This is a genomic window from Psychrobacillus mangrovi (assembly GCF_037104765.1).
Lineage (GTDB): Bacteria > Bacillota > Bacilli > Bacillales_A > Planococcaceae > Psychrobacillus > Psychrobacillus mangrovi.
This window is the reverse complement of the sequence record NZ_JBAWSY010000018.1, coordinates 1-20,133: the sequence shown is the minus strand read 5'-3', so window position 1 is coordinate 20,133 and position 20,133 is coordinate 1. Positions and strand designations below refer to the sequence as shown.

At 36.2% G+C, this 20,133-nt stretch carries 24 protein-coding genes; 18 read left to right on the top strand and 6 right to left on the bottom strand.

What is annotated here, in order from left to right; translation table 11 throughout:
- Positions 1–29: 29 nt before the first annotated feature.
- Positions 30–1,370: a branched-chain amino acid transport system II carrier protein gene (brnQ, locus tag WAX74_RS17000; RefSeq protein WP_336498859.1), complete on the top strand. Its 1,341-nt coding sequence runs from the start codon at positions 30–32 to the stop codon at positions 1,368–1,370.
- Between the two features lie 470 nt (positions 1,371–1,840).
- Here the strand turns inward: brnQ and WAX74_RS16995 are convergent, their stop codons facing one another.
- Together WAX74_RS16995 and WAX74_RS16990 are read right to left on the bottom strand one after the other, a co-directional pair.
- The gene (locus WAX74_RS16995; RefSeq protein WP_336498858.1) at positions 1,841–2,485 is read right to left on the bottom strand and encodes a GntR family transcriptional regulator; all 645 of its coding nucleotides are present in this window, start codon (positions 2,483–2,485) and stop codon (positions 1,841–1,843) included.
- Between the two features lie 86 nt (positions 2,486–2,571).
- Positions 2,572–3,198: a YfbR-like 5'-deoxynucleotidase gene (locus tag WAX74_RS16990; protein WP_336498857.1), complete on the bottom strand. Its 627-nt coding sequence runs from the start codon at positions 3,196–3,198 to the stop codon at positions 2,572–2,574.
- A gap of 119 nt (positions 3,199–3,317) precedes the next feature.
- On the opposite strand from WAX74_RS16990, the gene WAX74_RS16985 reads away from it, so the two are divergent.
- The 6 genes from WAX74_RS16985 (at position 3,318) to WAX74_RS16960 (ending at position 6,512) form a co-directional block, all read left to right on the top strand.
- Positions 3,318–3,779, top strand: a complete 462-nt coding sequence (locus tag WAX74_RS16985; RefSeq protein WP_336498856.1) for a DUF3052 domain-containing protein — start codon at positions 3,318–3,320, stop codon at positions 3,777–3,779.
- Complete coding sequence (locus WAX74_RS16980; RefSeq protein ID WP_336498855.1) at positions 3,769–4,227, top strand: DinB family protein; 459 nt, start codon at positions 3,769–3,771, stop codon at positions 4,225–4,227. Before WAX74_RS16985 ends, WAX74_RS16980 begins: the two co-directional genes overlap by 11 nt.
- Before the next feature lie 38 nt (positions 4,228–4,265).
- Positions 4,266–4,754, top strand: coding sequence for a TraR/DksA C4-type zinc finger protein (locus tag WAX74_RS16975; RefSeq protein ID WP_336498854.1), 489 nt, complete (start codon positions 4,266–4,268; stop codon positions 4,752–4,754).
- A gap of 99 nt (positions 4,755–4,853) precedes the next feature.
- Entirely contained in the window at positions 4,854–5,243 is a 390-nt protein-coding gene (locus tag WAX74_RS16970) for a thiol-disulfide oxidoreductase DCC family protein (protein ID WP_336498853.1), read from the top strand.
- 25 nt (positions 5,244–5,268) lie between these two features.
- Positions 5,269–6,249 (top strand): NAD(P)/FAD-dependent oxidoreductase, encoded by a 981-nt coding sequence (locus WAX74_RS16965; protein WP_336498852.1) that lies wholly within the window; start codon positions 5,269–5,271, stop codon positions 6,247–6,249.
- An 89-nt stretch (positions 6,250–6,338) separates the two neighbouring features.
- Positions 6,339–6,512, top strand: a complete 174-nt coding sequence (locus WAX74_RS16960) for a hypothetical protein (RefSeq protein WP_336498851.1) — start codon at positions 6,339–6,341, stop codon at positions 6,510–6,512.
- Positions 6,513–6,712: 200 nt separating this feature from the next.
- Here WAX74_RS16960 and WAX74_RS16955 read toward each other — a convergent pair whose 3' ends face one another.
- Positions 6,713–7,087, bottom strand: coding sequence for a nucleotide excision repair endonuclease (locus WAX74_RS16955; protein WP_336498850.1), 375 nt, complete (start codon positions 7,085–7,087; stop codon positions 6,713–6,715).
- A 144-nt stretch (positions 7,088–7,231) separates the two neighbouring features.
- Between WAX74_RS16955 and WAX74_RS16950 the strand changes: the two genes are divergently transcribed.
- The 7 genes from WAX74_RS16950 (at position 7,232) to WAX74_RS16920 (ending at position 12,751) form a co-directional block, all read left to right on the top strand.
- On the top strand, positions 7,232–7,732 hold the full coding sequence (locus WAX74_RS16950) for a DinB family protein (protein ID WP_336498849.1): 501 nt from the start codon (positions 7,232–7,234) through the stop codon (positions 7,730–7,732).
- A 37-nt stretch (positions 7,733–7,769) separates the two neighbouring features.
- A complete protein-coding gene (locus WAX74_RS16945) occupies positions 7,770–8,753 on the top strand; it encodes a diaminopimelate dehydrogenase (protein ID WP_336498848.1) in 984 nt (327 codons plus the stop codon).
- Positions 8,754–8,807: 54 nt separating this feature from the next.
- Positions 8,808–9,752: a dipeptidase gene (locus tag WAX74_RS16940; RefSeq protein WP_336498847.1), complete on the top strand. Its 945-nt coding sequence runs from the start codon at positions 8,808–8,810 to the stop codon at positions 9,750–9,752.
- Between the two features lie 142 nt (positions 9,753–9,894).
- Positions 9,895–10,365: a hypothetical protein gene (locus WAX74_RS16935; RefSeq protein WP_336498846.1), complete on the top strand. Its 471-nt coding sequence runs from the start codon at positions 9,895–9,897 to the stop codon at positions 10,363–10,365.
- A 12-nt stretch (positions 10,366–10,377) separates the two neighbouring features.
- Positions 10,378–10,755: a DUF3221 domain-containing protein gene (locus WAX74_RS16930; RefSeq protein WP_336498845.1), complete on the top strand. Its 378-nt coding sequence runs from the start codon at positions 10,378–10,380 to the stop codon at positions 10,753–10,755.
- Between the two features lie 209 nt (positions 10,756–10,964).
- Positions 10,965–11,987: a beta-carotene 15,15'-monooxygenase gene (locus WAX74_RS16925; RefSeq protein ID WP_336498844.1), complete on the top strand. Its 1,023-nt coding sequence runs from the start codon at positions 10,965–10,967 to the stop codon at positions 11,985–11,987.
- A 158-nt stretch (positions 11,988–12,145) separates the two neighbouring features.
- Positions 12,146–12,751: an alpha/beta hydrolase gene (locus WAX74_RS16920; protein ID WP_336498843.1), complete on the top strand. Its 606-nt coding sequence runs from the start codon at positions 12,146–12,148 to the stop codon at positions 12,749–12,751.
- A 206-nt stretch (positions 12,752–12,957) separates the two neighbouring features.
- Here the strand turns inward: WAX74_RS16920 and WAX74_RS16915 are convergent, their stop codons facing one another.
- Complete coding sequence (locus WAX74_RS16915) at positions 12,958–15,081, bottom strand: MMPL family transporter (protein WP_336498842.1); 2,124 nt, start codon at positions 15,079–15,081, stop codon at positions 12,958–12,960.
- Between the two features lie 109 nt (positions 15,082–15,190).
- On the opposite strand from WAX74_RS16915, the gene WAX74_RS16910 reads away from it, so the two are divergent.
- Entirely contained in the window at positions 15,191–15,823 is a 633-nt protein-coding gene (locus tag WAX74_RS16910; RefSeq protein WP_336498841.1) for a pentapeptide repeat-containing protein, read from the top strand.
- 39 nt (positions 15,824–15,862) lie between these two features.
- Here WAX74_RS16910 and WAX74_RS16905 read toward each other — a convergent pair whose 3' ends face one another.
- Positions 15,863–16,861: an inorganic phosphate transporter gene (locus WAX74_RS16905; protein WP_336498840.1), complete on the bottom strand. Its 999-nt coding sequence runs from the start codon at positions 16,859–16,861 to the stop codon at positions 15,863–15,865.
- Positions 16,862–16,873: 12 nt separating this feature from the next.
- Positions 16,874–17,494 carry a DUF47 domain-containing protein gene (locus WAX74_RS16900; RefSeq protein WP_336498839.1) on the bottom strand — a complete coding sequence of 207 codons (621 nt, stop codon included), beginning with the start codon at positions 17,492–17,494 and terminating at the stop codon, positions 16,874–16,876.
- 262 nt (positions 17,495–17,756) lie between these two features.
- Here WAX74_RS16900 and WAX74_RS16895 point away from each other — a divergent pair, with 262 nt between their 5' ends.
- The 3 genes from WAX74_RS16895 to WAX74_RS21065 all read left to right on the top strand — a co-directional run.
- Complete coding sequence (locus WAX74_RS16895; RefSeq protein ID WP_336498838.1) at positions 17,757–18,329, top strand: hypothetical protein; 573 nt, start codon at positions 17,757–17,759, stop codon at positions 18,327–18,329.
- Positions 18,330–18,347: 18 nt separating this feature from the next.
- The gene (locus tag WAX74_RS16890; RefSeq protein WP_336498837.1) at positions 18,348–19,901 is read left to right on the top strand and encodes a flotillin family protein; all 1,554 of its coding nucleotides are present in this window, start codon (positions 18,348–18,350) and stop codon (positions 19,899–19,901) included.
- Between the two features lie 85 nt (positions 19,902–19,986).
- Positions 19,987–20,133 (top strand): transposase (locus WAX74_RS21065; RefSeq protein ID WP_413788989.1); only part of this gene is annotated, 147 nt, incomplete at its 3' end.

Sequence of the window (20,133 nt, the reverse complement as noted above, 5' to 3'; positions counted from 1 at the left end):
TTGTTTATCATTTCAGGAGGCAGAATAGTATGGATAAAAAATTATCATTCTCTAATCATCTTGTTATTGGAGTAATGTTGTTTGCACTTTTCTTTGGAGCGGGAAATCTTATTTTTCCGGCTAGTTTAGGACAAAACGCAGGGTCTAATGTTTGGCCAGCGGTAATTGGATTTTTAGCAACAGGAATAGGATTACCTTTCTTAGGTACGCTTGCAATGGGGTTTTCCGGTAGTAAAAATTTACAAGAGTTATCAAGTAGAGTAAACCCTATTTTCGCCGTTATTTTTACTTCTCTGTTGTATTTAACTATAGGACCTTTCTTCGCATTGCCGAGAACTGGTGCCGTTTCTTATGAAATCGGAATTCAGCCGTTTATTAATGCAGACTACGCACAAATAGGATTACTTATATTTACAATAATTTTCTTTGGGATTACATTATTATTTTCTCTTAACCCTTCGAAAATTGTAGATAATGTAGGAAAGTATTTATCCCCAGGAATAATTATTGGATTATTAATCTTATTACTATTTGTTGTTTTAAAGCCAATGGGTGGATTTGAAGCTCCTCAAGGAAACTACGTAGACAATGCATTTATGACCGGCTTTACAGAGGGATACAATACAATGGATGCTTTAGCTTCGCTTGTATTTGGTATTATCGTGATCAATGCAGTTCGTTCGATGGGGGTTAATTCCACAAAAGGAATTATATCTGCAACAGCAAAATCTGGTGGAATTGCAATATTCTTTTTAGGCGTAATATACGCAGGGATTGCTTATTTAGGGGCAACAAGTACAAGTCTTTTCGGATTGTTTGATAATGGAGGTCCCGTTTTAAGTAGTGCTTCTGAGCATTATTTTGGTTCATTTGGTGCAGTGCTTTTATCTGTCATTATCTTCTTAGCATGTTTGACGACAAGTATTGGTTTAACAACAGCATGTGGCGAATATTTTCATACTCTAATGCCTAAAATTAGTTATAAGGCATTTGTCATATTCTTTAGTATATTTACTTGTATTATTGCTAACTTTGGATTATCAAACATCATTACATATTCAATTCCTGTATTGATGCTGCTATATCCATTAGCAATTGTTTTGATCTTATTGACATTTTTATCTCCGCTATTTAAACACGCAAGAATTGTTTATGTGAGTGTCATTCTTGTTACATTCTTAATTAGTGTCATTGATGGTTTTAAAGCATTATGTGATTCACTCGGTATTGAATATTTTGGATGGATGAAACCAATTGTAACTTTTTATGAAAACTTCTTACCATTTTATAATGTTGGACTAGGGTGGTTAATACCATTCATAGTAGTAACAATAATAACAGGTATATTTGGAAGAATGCAAAAAGCATAATAGAAGCAAAAGGGGCTGTCCAATAAGTCCCTATAACAAAGCAGATAGAGAAAAACACTCGTTTTTCTCTATCTGCTTTTGTGTTTCCATGTTGATTGAGTGAAGTAGTTGATTGGAGTGAAAGGCGGCGACTCCAGCGGGATAAGTGAGACAGATGAAACATCACAACGTACCCGAAGGGGCGGTGATGGTTCATCGCTCGCCCCGCGGAACGCGACCGCCTGGAACGGAAATCAACGGGTTCCTTCTACAATAGGGAGTAGGTGAACAATAAACCGTTCACTTACTCGCTATGAAATTCTTTTGAGGACTTTTTCAGTGGCCTCCAACGAAGTGAAGAGGCTCGACACTCGCCCGCGGAAAGTGTCGCCTGGAACGGAAATCTATCATACCTTTTAATAGAAGCTACGAAGAAAGAGGCTGCCCTTAAAAGTCATTTTTTGACTTTCAGGACAGCCCCTTGTTTTCTATTAAAATTCTTCTATAGTATAAATCCAATTTGCGCGCATAACTTCCGTTACTTTTTGTGTGTCCTTTTCTCTGAGAAAACGAATTATTTCATCGTGTTGTTCAACGGAATACTCTCTAAGATTAATTTTTTCATAATAGAATAATCTTCTTACATGTGCTTGAAGCATCTCTATCATAGAAAGTATGTATGGATTATTGGCACTGTCCACAATAATCTGGTGGAACTCTTCGTCTACTTTCAATGCAGTGGTAAATTCCTTTGCTTGAAGTGCATCAGCGAATTGTTTGTTCTTTTCTTCTAGTAATTCAAGCGTGTTCTCATCCATATTTGATATAGAGAGTTCGGCTGCAAGCGCTTGCAATACTGCCAATGGTGGTAAAAGATTATTAATGTCATCTGTTTCTACCGCCGTTACTTGTGTAGCTCTTCCTGGTTGCATTGTAACAAAACCTTGAGATTCTAAAAGCTGAAGTGATTCACGAATCGGAGTTCGACTGACTCCCAGTGCCTGAGCAAGCTCGATATCATTTAATTTTTCTTCTGGTTGTAATGTACCATCGATAATCCATTGTTGTAATTGATTAAATGCATGAAGTTTAGCGGTAGTTCTTACAGGTTTTGTATGATTAACTGGTATCGGCATGAGACAACCCCCCTTCAAATATCTTAATAGTTAACAAAATTATACACTATATTATACAGTATATCGCATTTTTTGTTAAAAAAGTTTTATTCCATTAAAATTTTTAAGGTAAGAGCTTTTACATCAATTACAGATTCTTCCGCCATAATATCTTGTAGCATGACTTCTTTAAAGTAACTAACACTTTTCTCTAGAGGCATATGAAGTATTTTTCTTAATGCATTATCGTACATCTTTAAAAATTCTTTGTCTGTATTTCCCCGTTGTAATTCAGCAAAAGCTTCATATACTTGATCAAGCTTGTCAGCAAGTTCAAGCAGTCTCCCTTCAATGGTTTCATCTTTTCCTTCCTTCATGCGTTCGAAGAAGATACTTTGGAATTCCTCGGGGATTTCGTCTAAAATAAATTTCTCCATCATTTTTTCTTCAACATGGGAAAGCATTTGTTTCAGTTCTGGTGATGCATGCTTCACTGGAGTTTTAATATCCCCGATAAATATTTCGGCAAAGTCATGATTAATCGTTTTTTCATAAAGAGACTTCCAATTGATTGTTGCTCCATTATTCTCTTCAATCGTTGCAAAAAACATCGCATATTGGGAAACTTTCCAAGAATGCGCAGCAACATTATGATCCTCAAACTTAAAACGTCCAGGGGCACGTATAATTCTTTCTAAATCGTTCATGCTCATAAAAAACTTATGAATACCCATTCATAACCACTCCTTTTTATTATCATACTTGAAAAATCGAAATTATTGTAATGAAAGCATATTTGTAAGATAACCAAAAAATAAGGTAGTATGAATGTAAAATGAAAGAAGGGTTAAAAATGACTGAAATTCAACCCGTATTAAAGAAACTACAATGGAAGGAAACAGGAAAGGCGGTGCTCATTTTAAATGCTCCACTTTCTTATAAAGAAGTATTAGCTGCTTTTGAAGGAAGAGTAGATAAAGAAGCGATTGCAGATAATTATGGGTTTATTCAAGTGTTTGGGACTTCCAACGAAGAGATTACAGCACTTTCTAAATCAGTTATAGAAGTTCTTGAGGAAGATGGCCTTTTATGGCTATGCTATCCGAAAAAATCTTCAAAAGTTTATAAGGGATCTGACTGTAGCAGAGATACGGTAGCACAAGTACTTGCCGAAGAAGGTTTTGAACCAGTTCGAAATATAGCAATAGATGAAGATTGGTCAGCGCTGAGATTTCGTAAGGTAGAAAATATTAAAAAGATGGTACGTAAATTTGCTCATACAGAAGCGGGAAAAGAGCGCACAAATGATCAATGACGCTATAAAACAATTACAATTTATTTCGGATACAATTTTAGAACTTTTTGAACAAGTAGATAATGAACTACTAAATAAACGTCCAGTGGGAAATAAAATGAGTGTATGGGAAGTTTGCCAACATCTCTCTCAAATACCAGGAGCAGATTTACATATTCAAAAAGGCTATTCTGAACAACAAATGACGAATTACTATCAAACAAATATGTCTTTGAATATACAAGAAGTAAAGTTAATATTTATAACTGGTATTCAAGATCTCATAAGTAATTTTGAAAACTTAACAGAAGACGAATTAGAGGAAAGATTCACCACATATTGGGGAAGTGATTATAGTAGGGCAGAATGGTTTATCCAAATTGTCAATCATTTGGTACATCACCGGATGCAATTATATCAATATTTTCTATTACTAAATCAAGAAGTACATATTGTTTTATTTCGTTGAAAAGTGGGAATCCTACTTATAATGAAGGAGGAGTTCTTATGACGACGAAGTACGATAAAATAAAAGATACATTGCTTGCGCGATTAAACGAACTGGAACATAGTAGGGATAATAATGAAGAGTTTAATACAACGGAGTTATCTTTTTACGATAACCATCCTGCAGACAACGCAACCGATTTAACCCTTCAACATACTCGTTTGGCATTGCAAAAGCATGATGAAGATGAGATGCAAGATATTAGAGAGGCTTTAGATGCAATGGAACAAGGTACATATGGTATTTGTACCGAATGTTCTAAGGAAATTCCAATGGAAAGATTAGAGGCGGTTCCAACTACCCTAACATGCGTAGAGCATGCTAGACAAGAAGTAAATCAGGATATTCGTTCATTAGAAGAGGATGTACTGAATTCTACTACCGAACAACCGGTAGAGGACGAAGATGACCGTTTACGAGACTATTCGGATAGCTTTGAAGTGTTAGAAGAAGTTGGATCATCTGATACACCTCAAGATAAACAATAATACAAGGGATGTCCTGTAAGGTAGGACGTCCTTTTTATTTGCCTTATCATTAAACAAATGTTTCGCACTATAGTACACTATTGTTAAGGGGGTTACTATATGACTGCGATTGTTTTGTTTGATGGTGTATGTAATTTCTGTAATGCAAGTGTTCAATTTATTATCGCAAGGGATCCAAAAGGATACTTTCAGTTTGCAGCCTTACAAAGTGATATAGGCGAAGAACTTAAAAAAAAGCATCAAATACCTGAAAAATTGAATAGTGTGTTAGTAATTGAAAATAATACAGTATATAATTCCTCTGATGCGGCACTTTTTATTTGCAAGCATCTGAATGGATTATGGAAGGTTTTTTACCTTTTTAAGATTATTCCCAAGACATTTCGAGATATCCTTTATAAATTTGTTGCAAATAATCGATATAAATGGTTTGGTAAAAAAGATAGTTGTACAATTCCGTCTCCTGAAATTCGAAATCGATTTTTATGAGAACAAAACAGAGGTGTAAGGTATTATGGAGAAAGAAATGTATGATGTTACTATTATTGGTGGAGGTCCGACCGGATTATTCGCTTCGTTCTACGGAGGATTACGAGACCTGAAGGTGAAAATAATAGATAGTTTACCACAGCTTGGTGGACAGTTAATGGAGTTGTATCCTGACAAATATATATATGATATCGGGGGTCTCCCGAAGATTTTAGCTAGAGACTTAGTAGCAAACCTGGAGGAACAGGCTGCCTATAGCAAACCGACAGTCTGCCTAGAAGAAACGGCAACAACTCTGGAGAAATTCCCAGATCATTTCAAATTAACAACAGATAAAGCAGTGCATTATTCCAAGACGATTTTGCTTACTTCTGGAATCGGTTCATTCCAGCCTCGTAAACTTAAAGTTCCAGGAGCTGCAGAGTATGAAGGGAAAAACCTTCACTACAAAGTAAAGAATCTCCAGGATTTTAAAGACTCGACTGTACTTGTATTAGGTGGCGGAGATTCTGCTCTAGATTGGTCCTTAATGCTAGAAGACGTCGCAGCAAGCGTAACAATTTGCCATCGAAGAGAGTTTACAGCTCATGAAATGACTGTTCAACAACTGAAAAATTCAAAGGTTCAAATAAAAGCACCATTTGGAATTAAAGAATTAGTTGGAGATGGTGAGTTGATTCAAGAGGTTGTGGTCGTTGCAAAAGATGAATCAGAACAGCGAATTCCGGTTGATCATGTCCTTGTCAATTATGGAAATGTAGCATCATTAGGGCCTTTGAAAGATTGGGGTCTCACGATGCAGAAAAACTCGGTAGTCGTGAATGAAAAAATGGAAACGAACATAGAAGGAATTTACGCTTCAGGGGATGTTTGCACGCATAATGGAAAAGTAAAACTAATTGCAGTAGGATTTGGAGAAGTACCTATAGCAATTAGTCATATTAAAGCTTTTATTGACCCGAAATCACGTGTTCAACCGCCACATAGTACAAGTGTCTTTGAATAAGAGTTCATTGCCAAAGCAACTAAAGTAACCGCAAATGCATCAAACTAACGATTAAGGTGAAGAGCAACATCTAAGAGGAGGAATAAAGGATGCCTTTAGAAGAAGAAGTAATTGGACTATTAATTGGAGGATTTTCAATTATTATGGGCATTGCACTTTTAACTGTACTATTTTTATGTATTAAAATAAAGGAAATCGTACAGCCTATCTTTGGACAATATTGCACCTTTTATTTTTCTCTTTTGCTGCATACTTTGCTTTAAAAGCTATCTCATTTGATTACAATTATCCTATGGCATCTGAAGAGATATCTTTACAAATAGGTATTTCAGGAATTGTTTGGACATTGAGTATGCTTTGCTTGATCGTGGGGATATTACATTTTTCAAAACAAAAACGTAATAGTAGCACATAAACATATAAAAATAAAACACCAAGAGAATATTTCTCTTGGTGCTTTATATTACTTGTAAAAGACTTTATCGATATTGTATTTTGCTTTTAGTGTATTGATGGCATATGTTTCGTATATCTCACGATCCATTGCTTCGTCCACTACACATACGCTAATTTTGTAGACCTCATCACGATGTTTGATAATCGGAGAAACATTATCTTCAAAATGTTTTTTAATACGTTGTCTAATTTTACGTGCTTTTCCTACGAATAGAAGCTCATCATTTTTGTTATAAAACATGAAGATGCCGCCTTTATCTCGTGGGATTTGGTGGAAGTCGATGAACCCGTAGATTGATGGAATCTCTAGTTCGCCTTCTTTGCGCTCTTGCTCTCGTTGGGTAATGGTTACAGTTGGTTTTGGTAATTCGATTTTAATCATACACTCACGTCCTCTTATTGTCTGTCCCTTAGTCTACCATATTTACACAGTAATATCTATTCTGAAGAAAAGCGATTATAGGCAGGATAAAACATCTAAAATATCGAAATATAACTTATAATAGTAAATGGAGGGATTTTATTTATGATTAGAAAGCTAGAAGACTTTTTAACGAACTGGAAACATGAAAGCGACTCTACACTTAATATTTTAAATACATTAACAGATGAGTCTTTAAAACAGAAAGTGTACGAAGAAGGCAGAACGCTAGGACAACTTGCCTGGCATCTAGTAACAACAATTGATGAGATGATTGGAAAAACGGGATTACAATTTACAGCTACACCGCATGATGCAACTCAACCTGAAACGGCAAAAGAAATGGCCGTGGCATACAAAGAATCAAGTGATGCAATGGTTCGAGCTATAAAAGAACAATGGACAGATGAAACCCTGTTGGAAGAGAAAGATATGTATGGACAAACGTGGACTGTTGCAAATATTTTACATGTTTTGGCTTTCCATCAAACACACCATAGAGGTCAAATGACTGTTCTAATGCGTCAGGCAGGGCTAGTTGTCCCAGGAATGTATGGTCCATCTAAAGAAGAATGGTTAGCTTTTTCTGGAGAAGCTCCAGAATAAATAGCGGAAATAAAGGTGTTACGGAGGTAATTTAGAGATGAATAAGATTCGAATAGGTATTTTGGGATATGGAAATTTAGGGCGTGGAGTTCAATTAGCAATAAAGCAGAACCCAGATATGGAGTTAGTTGGAGTGTTCACAAGACGTGACCCTTCCTCAGTTGAAGTGAATGACCCATCAGTTGGTGTGTATTTAGTGGATCAGGCAAAGGATTTTCAAGATAAAATAGATGTGATGATATTATGTGGAGGCTCCGCAAAAGATTTGCCAGAACAAACTCCATTATTCGCGCAGCTTTTCCATACAGTTGATAGTTATGACACACATGCTCTAATACCGCAGTTCTTTGCAAAAGTGGACGAAGTAGCAAAAGTATCAAAAAAAGTAAGTGTAATTTCTGTTGGATGGGATCCAGGGTTATTTTCACTAAATAGGCTTTTAGGTGAAGTGGTACTTCCTCAAGGAAATACATATACATTTTGGGGTGATGGCTTAAGCCAGGGACATTCAGATGCTATCCGACGTTTGGATGGTGTGAAAAATGGCGTTCAATACACATTGCCTGTAAAAGAAGCGGTAGAGCGTGTTCGTAGTGGAGAGCAACCATCTCTATCAACTCGAGAAAAGCATACGAGAGAATGCTTTGTCGTGTTAAAAGAAGATGCGGATAAAGATCAAGTAGAGCAGCAAATCACTACAATGCCAAACTACTTTGAAGACTATGATACAACGGTGCACTTTATATCTGAAGATGAGCTGCAAAAGAATCATAGTGGAATGCCTCATGGAGGTTTTGTCATCCGCAGTGGTGAAAGTGAAGCGAACGAAAAGCAATTAATGGAGTTTTCATTAAAGCTGGAAAGCAATCCGAATTTCACATCTAGCGTATTAGTTGCTTATGCAAGGGCAGCTTATCGATTAGGCGAGTCAGGTCAAAGTGGTGCTAAGACTATTTACGATATTCCAGTAGGTTTGTTGTCACTAAAGACGGCGGAACAGTTAAGATCAGAATTATTATAAAACTAAACCGGATACTCTTTGAAAGAGTACCGGTTTTTATTTAGGGGGAATTAAATGAAAGTGTATGATTTACATTGTGACGTGCTATTTAAACTTGCAAAATCGGATAACCCTATTTCATTTGCGGATTCAACCGAATTACAAGCAAATAAACGGGCGCTAGAAGCGGGAGAGATAGTAGTTCAATTATTTGCTGTGTTTGTGTCAGAGGGATTTCCGAAAGAAAAACAATTTATGGAGGCTATTCGACAGATTGAATTTTTCTATACAGAAATAGTAGGGAACAATGATAATGTAGTGGCTATTAATAAATGGGAGCAACTCGATACATTAAAAGAAGGGCAAATCGGAGCTGTACTCTCACTAGAAGGCTTAGATATGATTGATGGAGATCTAGTAAAATTAAAGTTATTATTAGCACACGGAGTGAAATTAGTAGGCCTTACTTGGAATGGAGCAAACGAAGTTGCGGATGGTGCAGCAGAGAGTTCGGGAACAGGCTTAACTTCTTTTGGAGAAACAGTGGTGGATTTATTAAACGAAGAAAATATTATTATTGATGTTTCTCATTTGAGTGAAAAGTCATTTTGGGATGTGTTGCCGAAAGCTAAATGGTTAATAGCGAGCCACTCGAATGCACGGGCTATATGTGATTCGTCGAGAAATTTATCAGATGATCAAATAAAAGCTTTAATTGAAAGAGAATCTCCTATTCATGTTGTTTATTATCCACAATTTATTAACACTTCTACCAACCCTGTAGTTATGGAACACTTAGTTGAGCATATAGATCATATTTTTTCTCTGGGAGGTAAACACCTGATAGGATTAGGTTCGGATTTTGATGGAATCGGAGAATTTGTCGTAGGATTAGAAGATGCTTCGAAAACACAGAATTTAGTAGAGCATCTATTAAAAACTTTTACTAAAGAAGAAGTAGAAGGATTCACTTCACAAAATTTTGCGCGATTTGTGAAGCGGATTAGTAAGGAGGAATGAAAATGAGTGGTTTACCAGATTGGTTTTTTGCTCTTGTCATTGCAGTGGTTATTTGTTTTATTCTTTTAGCGGAATGGTGGACGCGTAGGGGATAGGGTATATGCTATACTTGGGATGAAATTAGAAGAGAAAGAGGTCTCATATGTTAACATTTGAAGAAAAAGAAGCAATCATTCAGGAATTTCCGGAATTAAATCGTAAAGAAGTATCCATGAAACGAGTGAATTACCATTTTGAAGAAAGTTTATACGATAAAACAACAGTTGTGTATCATCTTCACCCAAATGGAAATGGATTTGTCTATGTTGGAGATCTTCCACAGTATGAAGCTAAAGAAAAAGGACTTGTTAATATTCGTGAAGTTTCAGCCGATGAATTAAGACAGATGATCAAAGATTCTATTGCTTATTTAGCTACTGAGGAAGAAGAAATTTTTGAAGAAGAAGTTGAAGAAGAGTGGAAAAACAAAGAAAACTCTAAACTAACCTTACTACAGGAAGATACACTTTGGAATATCTATCACGGATATAACTTAGAAGAAAGCTTTGGCTCGTATGAGGAAGCTACATCTTACCTTTTAGAAGAAGGCTTTCGCAAAGTAGCTAAGAAGTAAGGGGGTTTTTGAATGAAGGGTAAATCTACCGTTATTCTCTTATTAACAGTTCTTATCATTGCTATTGGAGCTACCTTTTATTTTATTACGCAGTTTTTCGAAGACAATCCTACACAGCCCCAACCAACTGGATATATTACGGGAGTTATTGTAGATATGAAAGAGGACGGACATATATTAGTCGTAAGCAACTTGTCCGTGGAACAGGCTAAAGCCCTTTCTGTTCAAGAAGCGATTGATCAAGGAAAAGAGGCGACATGGTTTTCCTTAACAATGGATCAACGAAGTAAACTAGAGAAATACGATGAAGTAAAAGTAGGGCATGAGGCTCTAGCAGAATCACACCCAATGCAGGGAACAGCAAAAACAATTGAGAAGTTGAATGAATAAAGTTGGTGAAATATAAAGCACCTGGTTAAGAACGAAAATATGAAGAGACTATGCCTAACCATAACTTTTAATGGTTAGGCATTTTATTTTGAAAAATAGACTATGCTTAGTGTCTGTCATAAAATTGTGCTTCTTTTATGATTGATACTAGTGTTTAAAAAAAACAGAAAGTTATAATAAAAGAAAGAACTCAGAAAGGGAGAGATAATATGGTCTACCGTAAAACCCGTAAGGCTCATTTAGCAATGGTTTTTCTGCTATTAGTATTAACCTCCAATTTTCTTTTGTATAAAACAGGAATTCAAGATTTTTTATCCATACAGGTAACTAGTGATGTAGCAATTGGCTCTTTAATTGATTTAGCTATAATTGCTCCGCTACTTTTTTATGCTGCTTTTAAAATCTCCATTAAACAAACAATTGGTCTAATGGTTGCTGGCTTAGTCATAGCAAGGATTTTTATACCAACCGAATTATTCGCCCCTTTTGCTGGAATACTATATACAGGGATTGCAGTGGAGGGTTTGCTCGTTCTCGCAGAACTGGGACTTCTATTCATAGTTATTTGGAAAGTACCACAAATTCGTAAGCAAATGAAGGAAATGAATGAAGGAACAATTTATAGCGTGTTACCTGCCATTGAAAAAGTAGTAACGAAAAATATATTTATCCAAATTTTCATGTCCGAATTCTTAATTGTGTATTATGCATTTTTCACTTGGAAAAAGAAAGCCCCAAGCCATACGGGCGTTGTGACAATGCATGAAAAGACGAGTGCGGTAGCCATTAATATTATGCTCATACACGCAATCCTTATTGAAACAATCGGACTTCACTGGTGGTTGCATGAAAAATCATTTATTCTTTCAATTGTTCTCCTACTCTTGAATATTTACTCTGTCATTTTTGTTCTCGCTGATATTCAAGTTACTAGACTCCACCCAATGGAAATTAAGAACGGAAAAATGTATATTACACAAGGATTTGCAAACCGAATCATAGTTCCTGTTTCCAATATTAAGGAGGTAGAGTGGGGAGCTGCAGTGCCAAGTAAACATACGTTGAAGTTTATGTATAAAGATTTTGAAGAAGTAGAACCACAAGCGATTGTCTATCTTCACGAAGCTGTTCAAGCTACGATGTTTTTGGGGATGAAAAAGAGTGTAACAGAGTTTGCTATACGAGTGGATGAACCTGAAAAGTTGAAGCACCTCTTGCGAGATTTTAAATAGAAAGTGTTTTAGTTAGAAATATAAAGAGTTTAGTTGGAATTTAAGGGCGTTTAGTTGGAAAAATACCGCTCTTAGTTGGAAAACCCTTTTATTTGACCTATAAAATGAATAAAGTTATAATTACCTCAAATTCAAGATAATAAAAAAGGAGTTTTAACATGAAGCATGTTTTTTATAAAGGTGAAGATTCTACAAAACCAACTTTATTGCTTTTACATGGCACAGGTGGAAATGAACATGATTTAGTAGGTTTGGGAAAAGAAATAGACGGGGCAGCTAATATTTTAAGTGTTCGCGGTAACGTATTAGAAAACGGGATGCCACGTTTCTTTAAACGTCTGGCTGAAGGTGTTTTTGATCTGGAGGACTTGAAGTTCCGTACAGAAGAATTGAAAAACTTTATCGATGAGGCAGCAGAGAACTATGAGTTCGATCGTAATAATGTAGTCGCTATTGGTTATTCCAACGGAGCAAATATTGCGGGAAATCTTTTATTTGAATATGAGAATGTTTTAAAAGGAGCGATTCTACATCATCCAATGGTTCCAAGACGTGGTGTAGAATTACCATCACTTTTAGGCACTCCAATTTTTATTGGAGCGGGGAAAAATGATTTCATGTGTCCAGCCGCTGAATCAGAGGAATTGCGTGACTTGTTACAAAACGTTGGAGCAGAAGTGGAGCTATATTGGCATTCATACGGTCATCAATTAACTCAAGATGAAGTGCAAGCAGCAAAAGACTGGTACCAAACTAAATTCTAATAATCGGATGGCTTAGTTGAAAAATCGGACGGCTATCCGTAATAATCGGACGGCTTATCAAGAAAATCGGTCGGCTTTCCGTAATAATCGGATGGCTTACCAAGAAAATCGGACGGCTTTCCAAAATAATCGGATGGTAAAGTAAAATAATTAATCGAAACCAAACAAAAAAGGCAAGCAGAGACCCTTCTGCTTGCTTTTCCTATTTAATGCCACTTACTTGCTTTATACGGGCCCTTACTAAAAGGCATCCACCAATTCCATTTTCCGAATAGCTTCATTAAGCTTGGTACTAATAGCAATCGAATAATGGATGCATCTATGGCAACCGCAATAGCAATTCCTACCCCTATCTGTTTAACTGGCGTCACATCCGTAAATGCGAATGCACCAGTGATGACAATCATAATGAGTGCAGCTGATGTAATGATTTTACTTGTAGAGGTAAGTCCATCAATCGTAGCAGCAGTGTTATCGAGATGTTTCGCATATTCCTCTTGGATACGAGATATTAAGAACACTTCGTAGTCCATACTTAATCCGAATACTAAACTAAATACAATGACCGGTATAATCAGTGCAATCGTTGTTTCCTCTATGCCAAAGTGACCATACTGGAAAATGTATACTAAGATCCCGAAAGTAGAAGAGAGTCCAATCACGTTCATTATAATCGCCTTCAACGGTATTAATATTGAACGGAATGCAATCATTAAAATAATAAAGGTAGATCCTAAGATGATTGCTAGTAATAAACCCACTTTATCAAATATTTCATCAAAGATTTCTTGATTGAATTTAGGGTGTCCACCAAGCATGATGTCCACGCCTACATCTTTTTCAGACCATTCACGAGCCCAATCCTGTGCCTCTGTCGACGATCCGTTTAGGTTAAGAGTGACTGGCAAAAGTAATTTATTCTCTTTTATAAACGACTCTGCCAAAGGGGTTAGCTGAGCTTTTATTTCAGGAACTTGCATACTCTGTTCCCATTGCTCTACAGTAGGGATTTCACTAGCTGTAAAAATAGTGTTAACAGAATCCACATCTTTATCAGCTATCAATTGGTCTTCTAATTTTTTCATTTCCTCTAAGCCTTCTGTATTGTCCCAACCATCTTTCCGTTCGGCAATTATATAGATAGTTGATTGATTACCTAATCCAAATTCATCATCCATCAATTCATATGCTTGGCGAGAATCGTATGAAATAGGGAGAGAATCCACTTGCGGAATAGCAAGTTCCATATCTTTTACAGGAATAATACCAATTCCTAAAACAATTAGAGCTACAACAATTAACGTAACTGGTCTCTTCATAACAAATGCAGCAAAATTACGCCATCTTGTAGATGCACCTGGTTTTACTCGTATAATTGTCCACTTATTTATATGCCCTTTTAGTAAAAGTAAAATGGATGGTAATAAAGTGATGGATGCAAGAACAGCCATGAATACGACAAGCATCCCACCTAGTGCGATGTTTTGGAAAATATCCACTTTCATCACTAGCATGGCACCTAATCCGATAAATACGCAAACAGCTGAGAAAATAATAGAACGACCAGCAGTTTGAATGGCAGTTGAAACTGCATCTTGTACAGACTGATTCAGCAATTCTTCTTTGTATCGATTAATAAGTAACAGAGCGAAGTCGATACTTAAAGCTAGCCCAAGCATTGGTATGATATTCATAACAAATATGGACAAGTCCATCGTACTACTGAATAATGTCATTAAACCGAATGTGGAAACTACGGTAATTACTCCAACTAAAAGCGGTAATACAGCAGCTACTACACCACCAAATGCTAGTAGAAGAACAATGATAGCAATTGGTAATCCAATTGTTTCAGCATTTACTAAGTCTTTTTGACTGGCGCTATTAATATCTTCATTAATCGCAGCGCCACCCGTTAATGTAACTCCCTTTTGACCATCAATGGTTTCGCGTAACTTCTCTACTAATCCATTAGTATCACTAGTAAAATGGAGCATGGCATAAGAGACGTGATCCTTGTAAAGTGCAGGATCATCCAAAGGGGATTGAATCGATTCAGCGATATGTAAATCTTCAATATTAGCTAACGTCTCTTTGATTGTTGCATCCGAAGTATTATCAAATACGACAAACAATGTTTCAGCAGGTAAATCGAATGTATCAGTCAGTTCTTCCATTACTTGCTGATGCTCACCGTCTGTATTAAACCCATCGCCCTCCAATAAACCAGGTAAACGAATAGCCAAAACCCCTAAGCCGATAAACAGTAGTAACCAAGCAACAAGTATTGCTTTATAATAACGCATGACTATATTAGAAAAAAAACGCATATATTTCCCCCTGACAAAATATCTAACCCTATTTATTGTACTGGAAAGAAGCGAAAACATACTAATATAATGTTAAAATAATAGGAACAATGAAAGGGAGGTTTTATAAATGAAAATTACTCCACCAAAACTGTCTAGCTCGTTAGAAGAATTGGACATTCAAAGTGCACTTCGGGAGGATAATTATGTCTCCAGCGGTATCGTAACAGTACTAAATTTAGAAGAGGAACAAGAGGATAAACTAATATTCGATCAAATACATTTTCAAAACATTTCGATGGAGGGAGTTCGATTTTATCAAGTAGAATTTATCGATTGTTTGTTTGAAAAATGTGATTTGTCTAATGTCGACTTTGGAGACGCCGTATTCCACCGAGTAGAAATTAGAGGCTGCAAGTTAATAGGAGCAAATATCTCCCAGAGTAGACTAACAGAAGTCAAAATAGAGGATTCTGTTGCAAATTATGTAAGTATGAGTTTTTCTATACTAAAAAAAGTAGCCTTTAAACAAGTTACATTAAATAGAGCAGACTTCATAGAAGCTACTTTTGATAAAGTGAGTATAGAGGGGTGTGAGCTAGATGGCGCGAACTTTACAGAAACTTCTATGAAGGACATTGACTTAAGCTCCAATACATATGAACAACTAACTGTTTCCATGGACAAGCTTAAAGATTGTACAGTATCTACAGAACAAGCTATAGGCTTTGCTAGATCGTTAGGATTAACAATAAAAGAATAACATAAAACCCCTTGTCCAAAAACGACAAGGGGCTTTCTATTAAAAGAATAAATTTAGTACTTGGAATATAAGTCCTGCAACTATCGCAGAGATTGGTAATGTAATAATCCATGTTAAAACAATTTTTTTAGCTACTCCCCATTTAACACCTTTCACGCGTTGTGCTGCTCCTACCCCCATAATAGCGGAAGAAATTACATGCGTTGTAGATACTGGTAAATGGATTGTTGTAGCACCAAATATAATCATAGCAGATGATAAATCCGCCGCAGCACCGTTGATTGGACGAATCTTCATGATTTTACCGCCAACTGTTTTAATAATTTTATAGCCTCCAATGGATGTACCTAGACCCATCGCAACCGCAGCAGAAATACGTACCCACATCTGAATATCATCCGTAGTTTGTAATTCTGCAGCAATTAATGCCATTGTAATAATCCCCATTGCTTTTTGAGCGTCATTTGTTCCGTGTGTAAATGATTGAAGTGCAGCTGTTCCAATTTGGAATATACGAAATCCTTTGTTTGTCCCGTACAAACTTCCTTTTTTAAAGATGACTTTAAACAGAGACATCATAAGAAATCCTACTGCAAGTGCAAGGAATGGAGAAAGGATCAATGCTTGAATTATTTTAATGAACCCTTCCCAATTTAAAATGGCAAATCCAGCAGCAGAAACTGCAGCTCCTGCAATAGATCCAATTAGCGCATGTGAAGAACTTGATGGAATTCCAAAATACCATGTAACCAAGTTCCAAATAATAGCTGAAAGAAGTGCAGCTAAGATAATGAGTGAGCCATTTTGCAGTGCAAAAGGATCCACAATATCTTTTGTGATAGTTTTGGCAACACCAGTGAAAGTAAGGGCACCAACAAAGTTCATAATTGCAGCCATCAAAACAGCTACTCTTGGTTTTAATGCTCTAGTTGAAACAGATGTTGCTATTGCATTAGCGGTATCATGAAATCCATTGATGAAGTCAAAGGCTAAAGCAAAAATAACTACTAAAATCGTAAGAATGAAAATAGTTTCCATTTTAAAGCACTCCTACGCGTTTCGCATGATGATTGCTTCAATCGTAGTTGCTACGTTTTGACAATAATCTGCTACTTCTTCTAATTTTTCATATATATCTTTAAATTGAATAATTCGAACTGGATCTTTTTCTTTTAAGAATAATTGTTTAATAGACGAACGAAGTACTTCGTCACATTTACGTTCATAATCTTTAATGAGAATAGCATGTTCATGCATTTGAAGTAACTTCTTGTTTGCAAGAAGCTCCATTGCTTTTACAATTTCATCCGTGCTTTTAACGATATATCCTAAAAATGTACGCATAGATTCATCAATTTCAATAAGTGAGAACATTTCAAGATTGGCTGTGAAATCATCTATTCCGTCTAAAATATCATCCATTCTAACAGCTAATGACAAAATGTCTTCCCGTTCAATAGGAGTCATGAAGGATTTGTTAAGCATCACGATTAAGTCGTGAATTAGTTTGTCCCCTGCAGTCTCATAATTTTTTACGTGCACACTGATTTCTTTTAAATCTGCAACAGTATTGATGCGGAAGTCGTCAGCGTAATGAGCTGCTTCTTGAATATTTTGAGCAACTTTCAGTAGAGAAGTAAAAAATGGGTCTTGTTTTCTTGAACTAATCATAAAAGCCTCCTGGACTTTAGAATTTTTTGTTGTCGATTTATCTAAAATATCATAACAAAAAAATTACAAAATCTACACACTTTTTACGTAAAACATACGAAATTTACAATGTTGTAACATTGTTCCCTAAAATAAGGGTGGTAAAACCTATTGAAAACGTTTACATATTTGAATTCACAGTAAATACAAAAAATAAGGAAGGGAATATTGTCGATTAAAGTAGAATAATGAGAGAAAACTATTTTTGAAAAAAAGTAAAAATATGAAACTTTCTGAAATTGTTTCCGTATATATAAGTAGTTGGTTTATATGCAAGAAAGGGGTGATAAAAATCGAGCAAATCTTTTTATATGGTTTAATCATTGTTGGTCTTGTAACGATTCTATATGTTTTATTTGCGGATGCAATTGACGGGCTGGATGCTGGCATTTTTAATCCGACTGTAATTTTATCTTTTGTTTTATTTGTATGTGCGTCAGGCTTTATTTTATTAAAAATTACTGATTGGAATAATACGATTATCATTGTAGCGGCACTAATCATTTCTAGTATTTTGTCCTTTTTAATGTATTACTTTATTTTAGTTCCATTAGCTTCATCAGAAGTATCAACAGCTTATACTGATCAGTCACTACAAGGACAGGTTGGAAAAGTGATTGTTCCTATACCAAAGGATGGATTTGGCGAAATAGTCATTGAGACAGTAAATGGATTGATTTCCAAAAGAGCTACTGAGTATGACAATGAAGAAATTGATTATGGAAAACAAGTATTAATCATCGATGTAGATGCAGGTACTTTTTTAGTGAAAGAATATGAGCCTTTAAAATATTAAGAGGTAGGGGGAAATGAGATGTTAGATATGGGACTTTTAATCGTAATTGGGGCTGTTGTGTTTGTTATAGTTGTCATTTTAGCAGTTTACATTACAAAATACCGAACAGTTGGACCAGATGAAGCGTTAATCGTAACGGGAAGTTACTTAGGGTCGAAAAATGTACATACAGACGACTCTGGCAATCGCATCAAAATTATTCGTGGTGGAGGTACATTTGTATTTCCAGTATTCCAACAAGGTCAACCACTAAGCTTATTGTCAAGCAAATTAGAGGTAACAACACCAGAAGTGTACACGGAACAAGGCGTTCCAGTTATGGCAGATGGGACAGCTATTATTAAAATAGGTGGTTCTATTTCCGAAATTGCAACTGCGGCGGAGCAATTTTTAGGGAAATCAAAAGAAGAACGTGAAAACGAAGCGAAGGAAGTATTGGAAGGTCACTTACGTTCGATATTAGGATCGATGACGGTTGAAGAAATTTATAAGAATCGTGACAAGTTTTCTCAGGAAGTACAACGTGTAGCTTCACAAGACTTAGCTAAGATGGGTTTAATTATAGTTTCATTCACAATTAAGGATGTTCGAGATAAAAATGGATACTTAGACTCTTTAGGTAAACCAAGAATTGCACAGGTGAAACGAGATGCAGATATTGCTACGGCAGAGGCGGAAAAAGAAACACGTATTAAACGTGCGGAAGCTTCAAAAGATGCGCAACGTGCTGAGATAGAGCGAGCTACAGAAATTGCGGAAGCTGAAAAAGAGAACCAACTGAAAGTAGCGGAGTACCGACGTGAACAAGATATTGCTAAAGCACGTGCGGATCAAGCTTATGAATTGGAAACTGCTAGATCAAAGCAAGAAGTAACAGAACAAGAAATGCAAATTCAAATTATAGAACGTCAAAAGCAAATTGAATTGGAAGAAAAAGAGATTCTACGTCGTGAGAAGCAATATGATTCTGAAGTGAAGAAAAAAGCGGATGCAGATCGATATGCAATTGAACAAAATGCAGCAGCAGCTAAATCTCGAGAAATAGCGGAAGCCGATGCTGAAAAATACAGAATTGAAGCGAAAGCAAAAGCTGACGCGGAAAAAGTTCGTTTAGATGGTCTCGCAAAAGCTGATTCTCAAAGAGCTCAAGGAGAGTCGGAAGCAGATATTATTCGTCTGAAAGGTCTTGCAGAAGCTGAAGCTAAGCGAAAAATTGCTGAAGCATTTGAAATGTACGGGCAAGCCGCAGTATTAGACATGATTGTGCGTATGTTACCAGAGTATGCGAAGGAAATTGCTAGCCCGCTTTCAAATATTGACAAGATTACCGTGGTCGATACAGGCAGTGGTGAAGGTGGAGGAGCAAATAAAGTTACTTCTTACGCAACCAATTTAATGACCACTCTTCAAGAAACATTAAAGGCGTCCTCTGGAATTGATGTAAAAGAAATGCTTGAAAACTACGCTGGAAAAGGAAATATTCGTCCAAGTATTGAGCAGCTTACACATGCTGTCACTGCTACAAAAGAAACTCAACCGGAACAAAATTTAGAAGAAGCACTAGTTAAATAATGAGAGGGAGACCAATCGCTTTAATAGCGTGGGTGCTGCGCCCCAAAAGTTAGAGTAATAAATCTAACCTTTGGGGTGTTTTTATATGGCGAAATATAGCCAAGGTTTTAAATTAAAGATTGTTCAAGAGTATTTAAAAGGACACCTGGGATACTTATTATTAGCACAAAAACATGGTATTCCATCTTCAACGCCAATCAAACATTGGGTTAGGGCTTATAAAGCTTTTGGA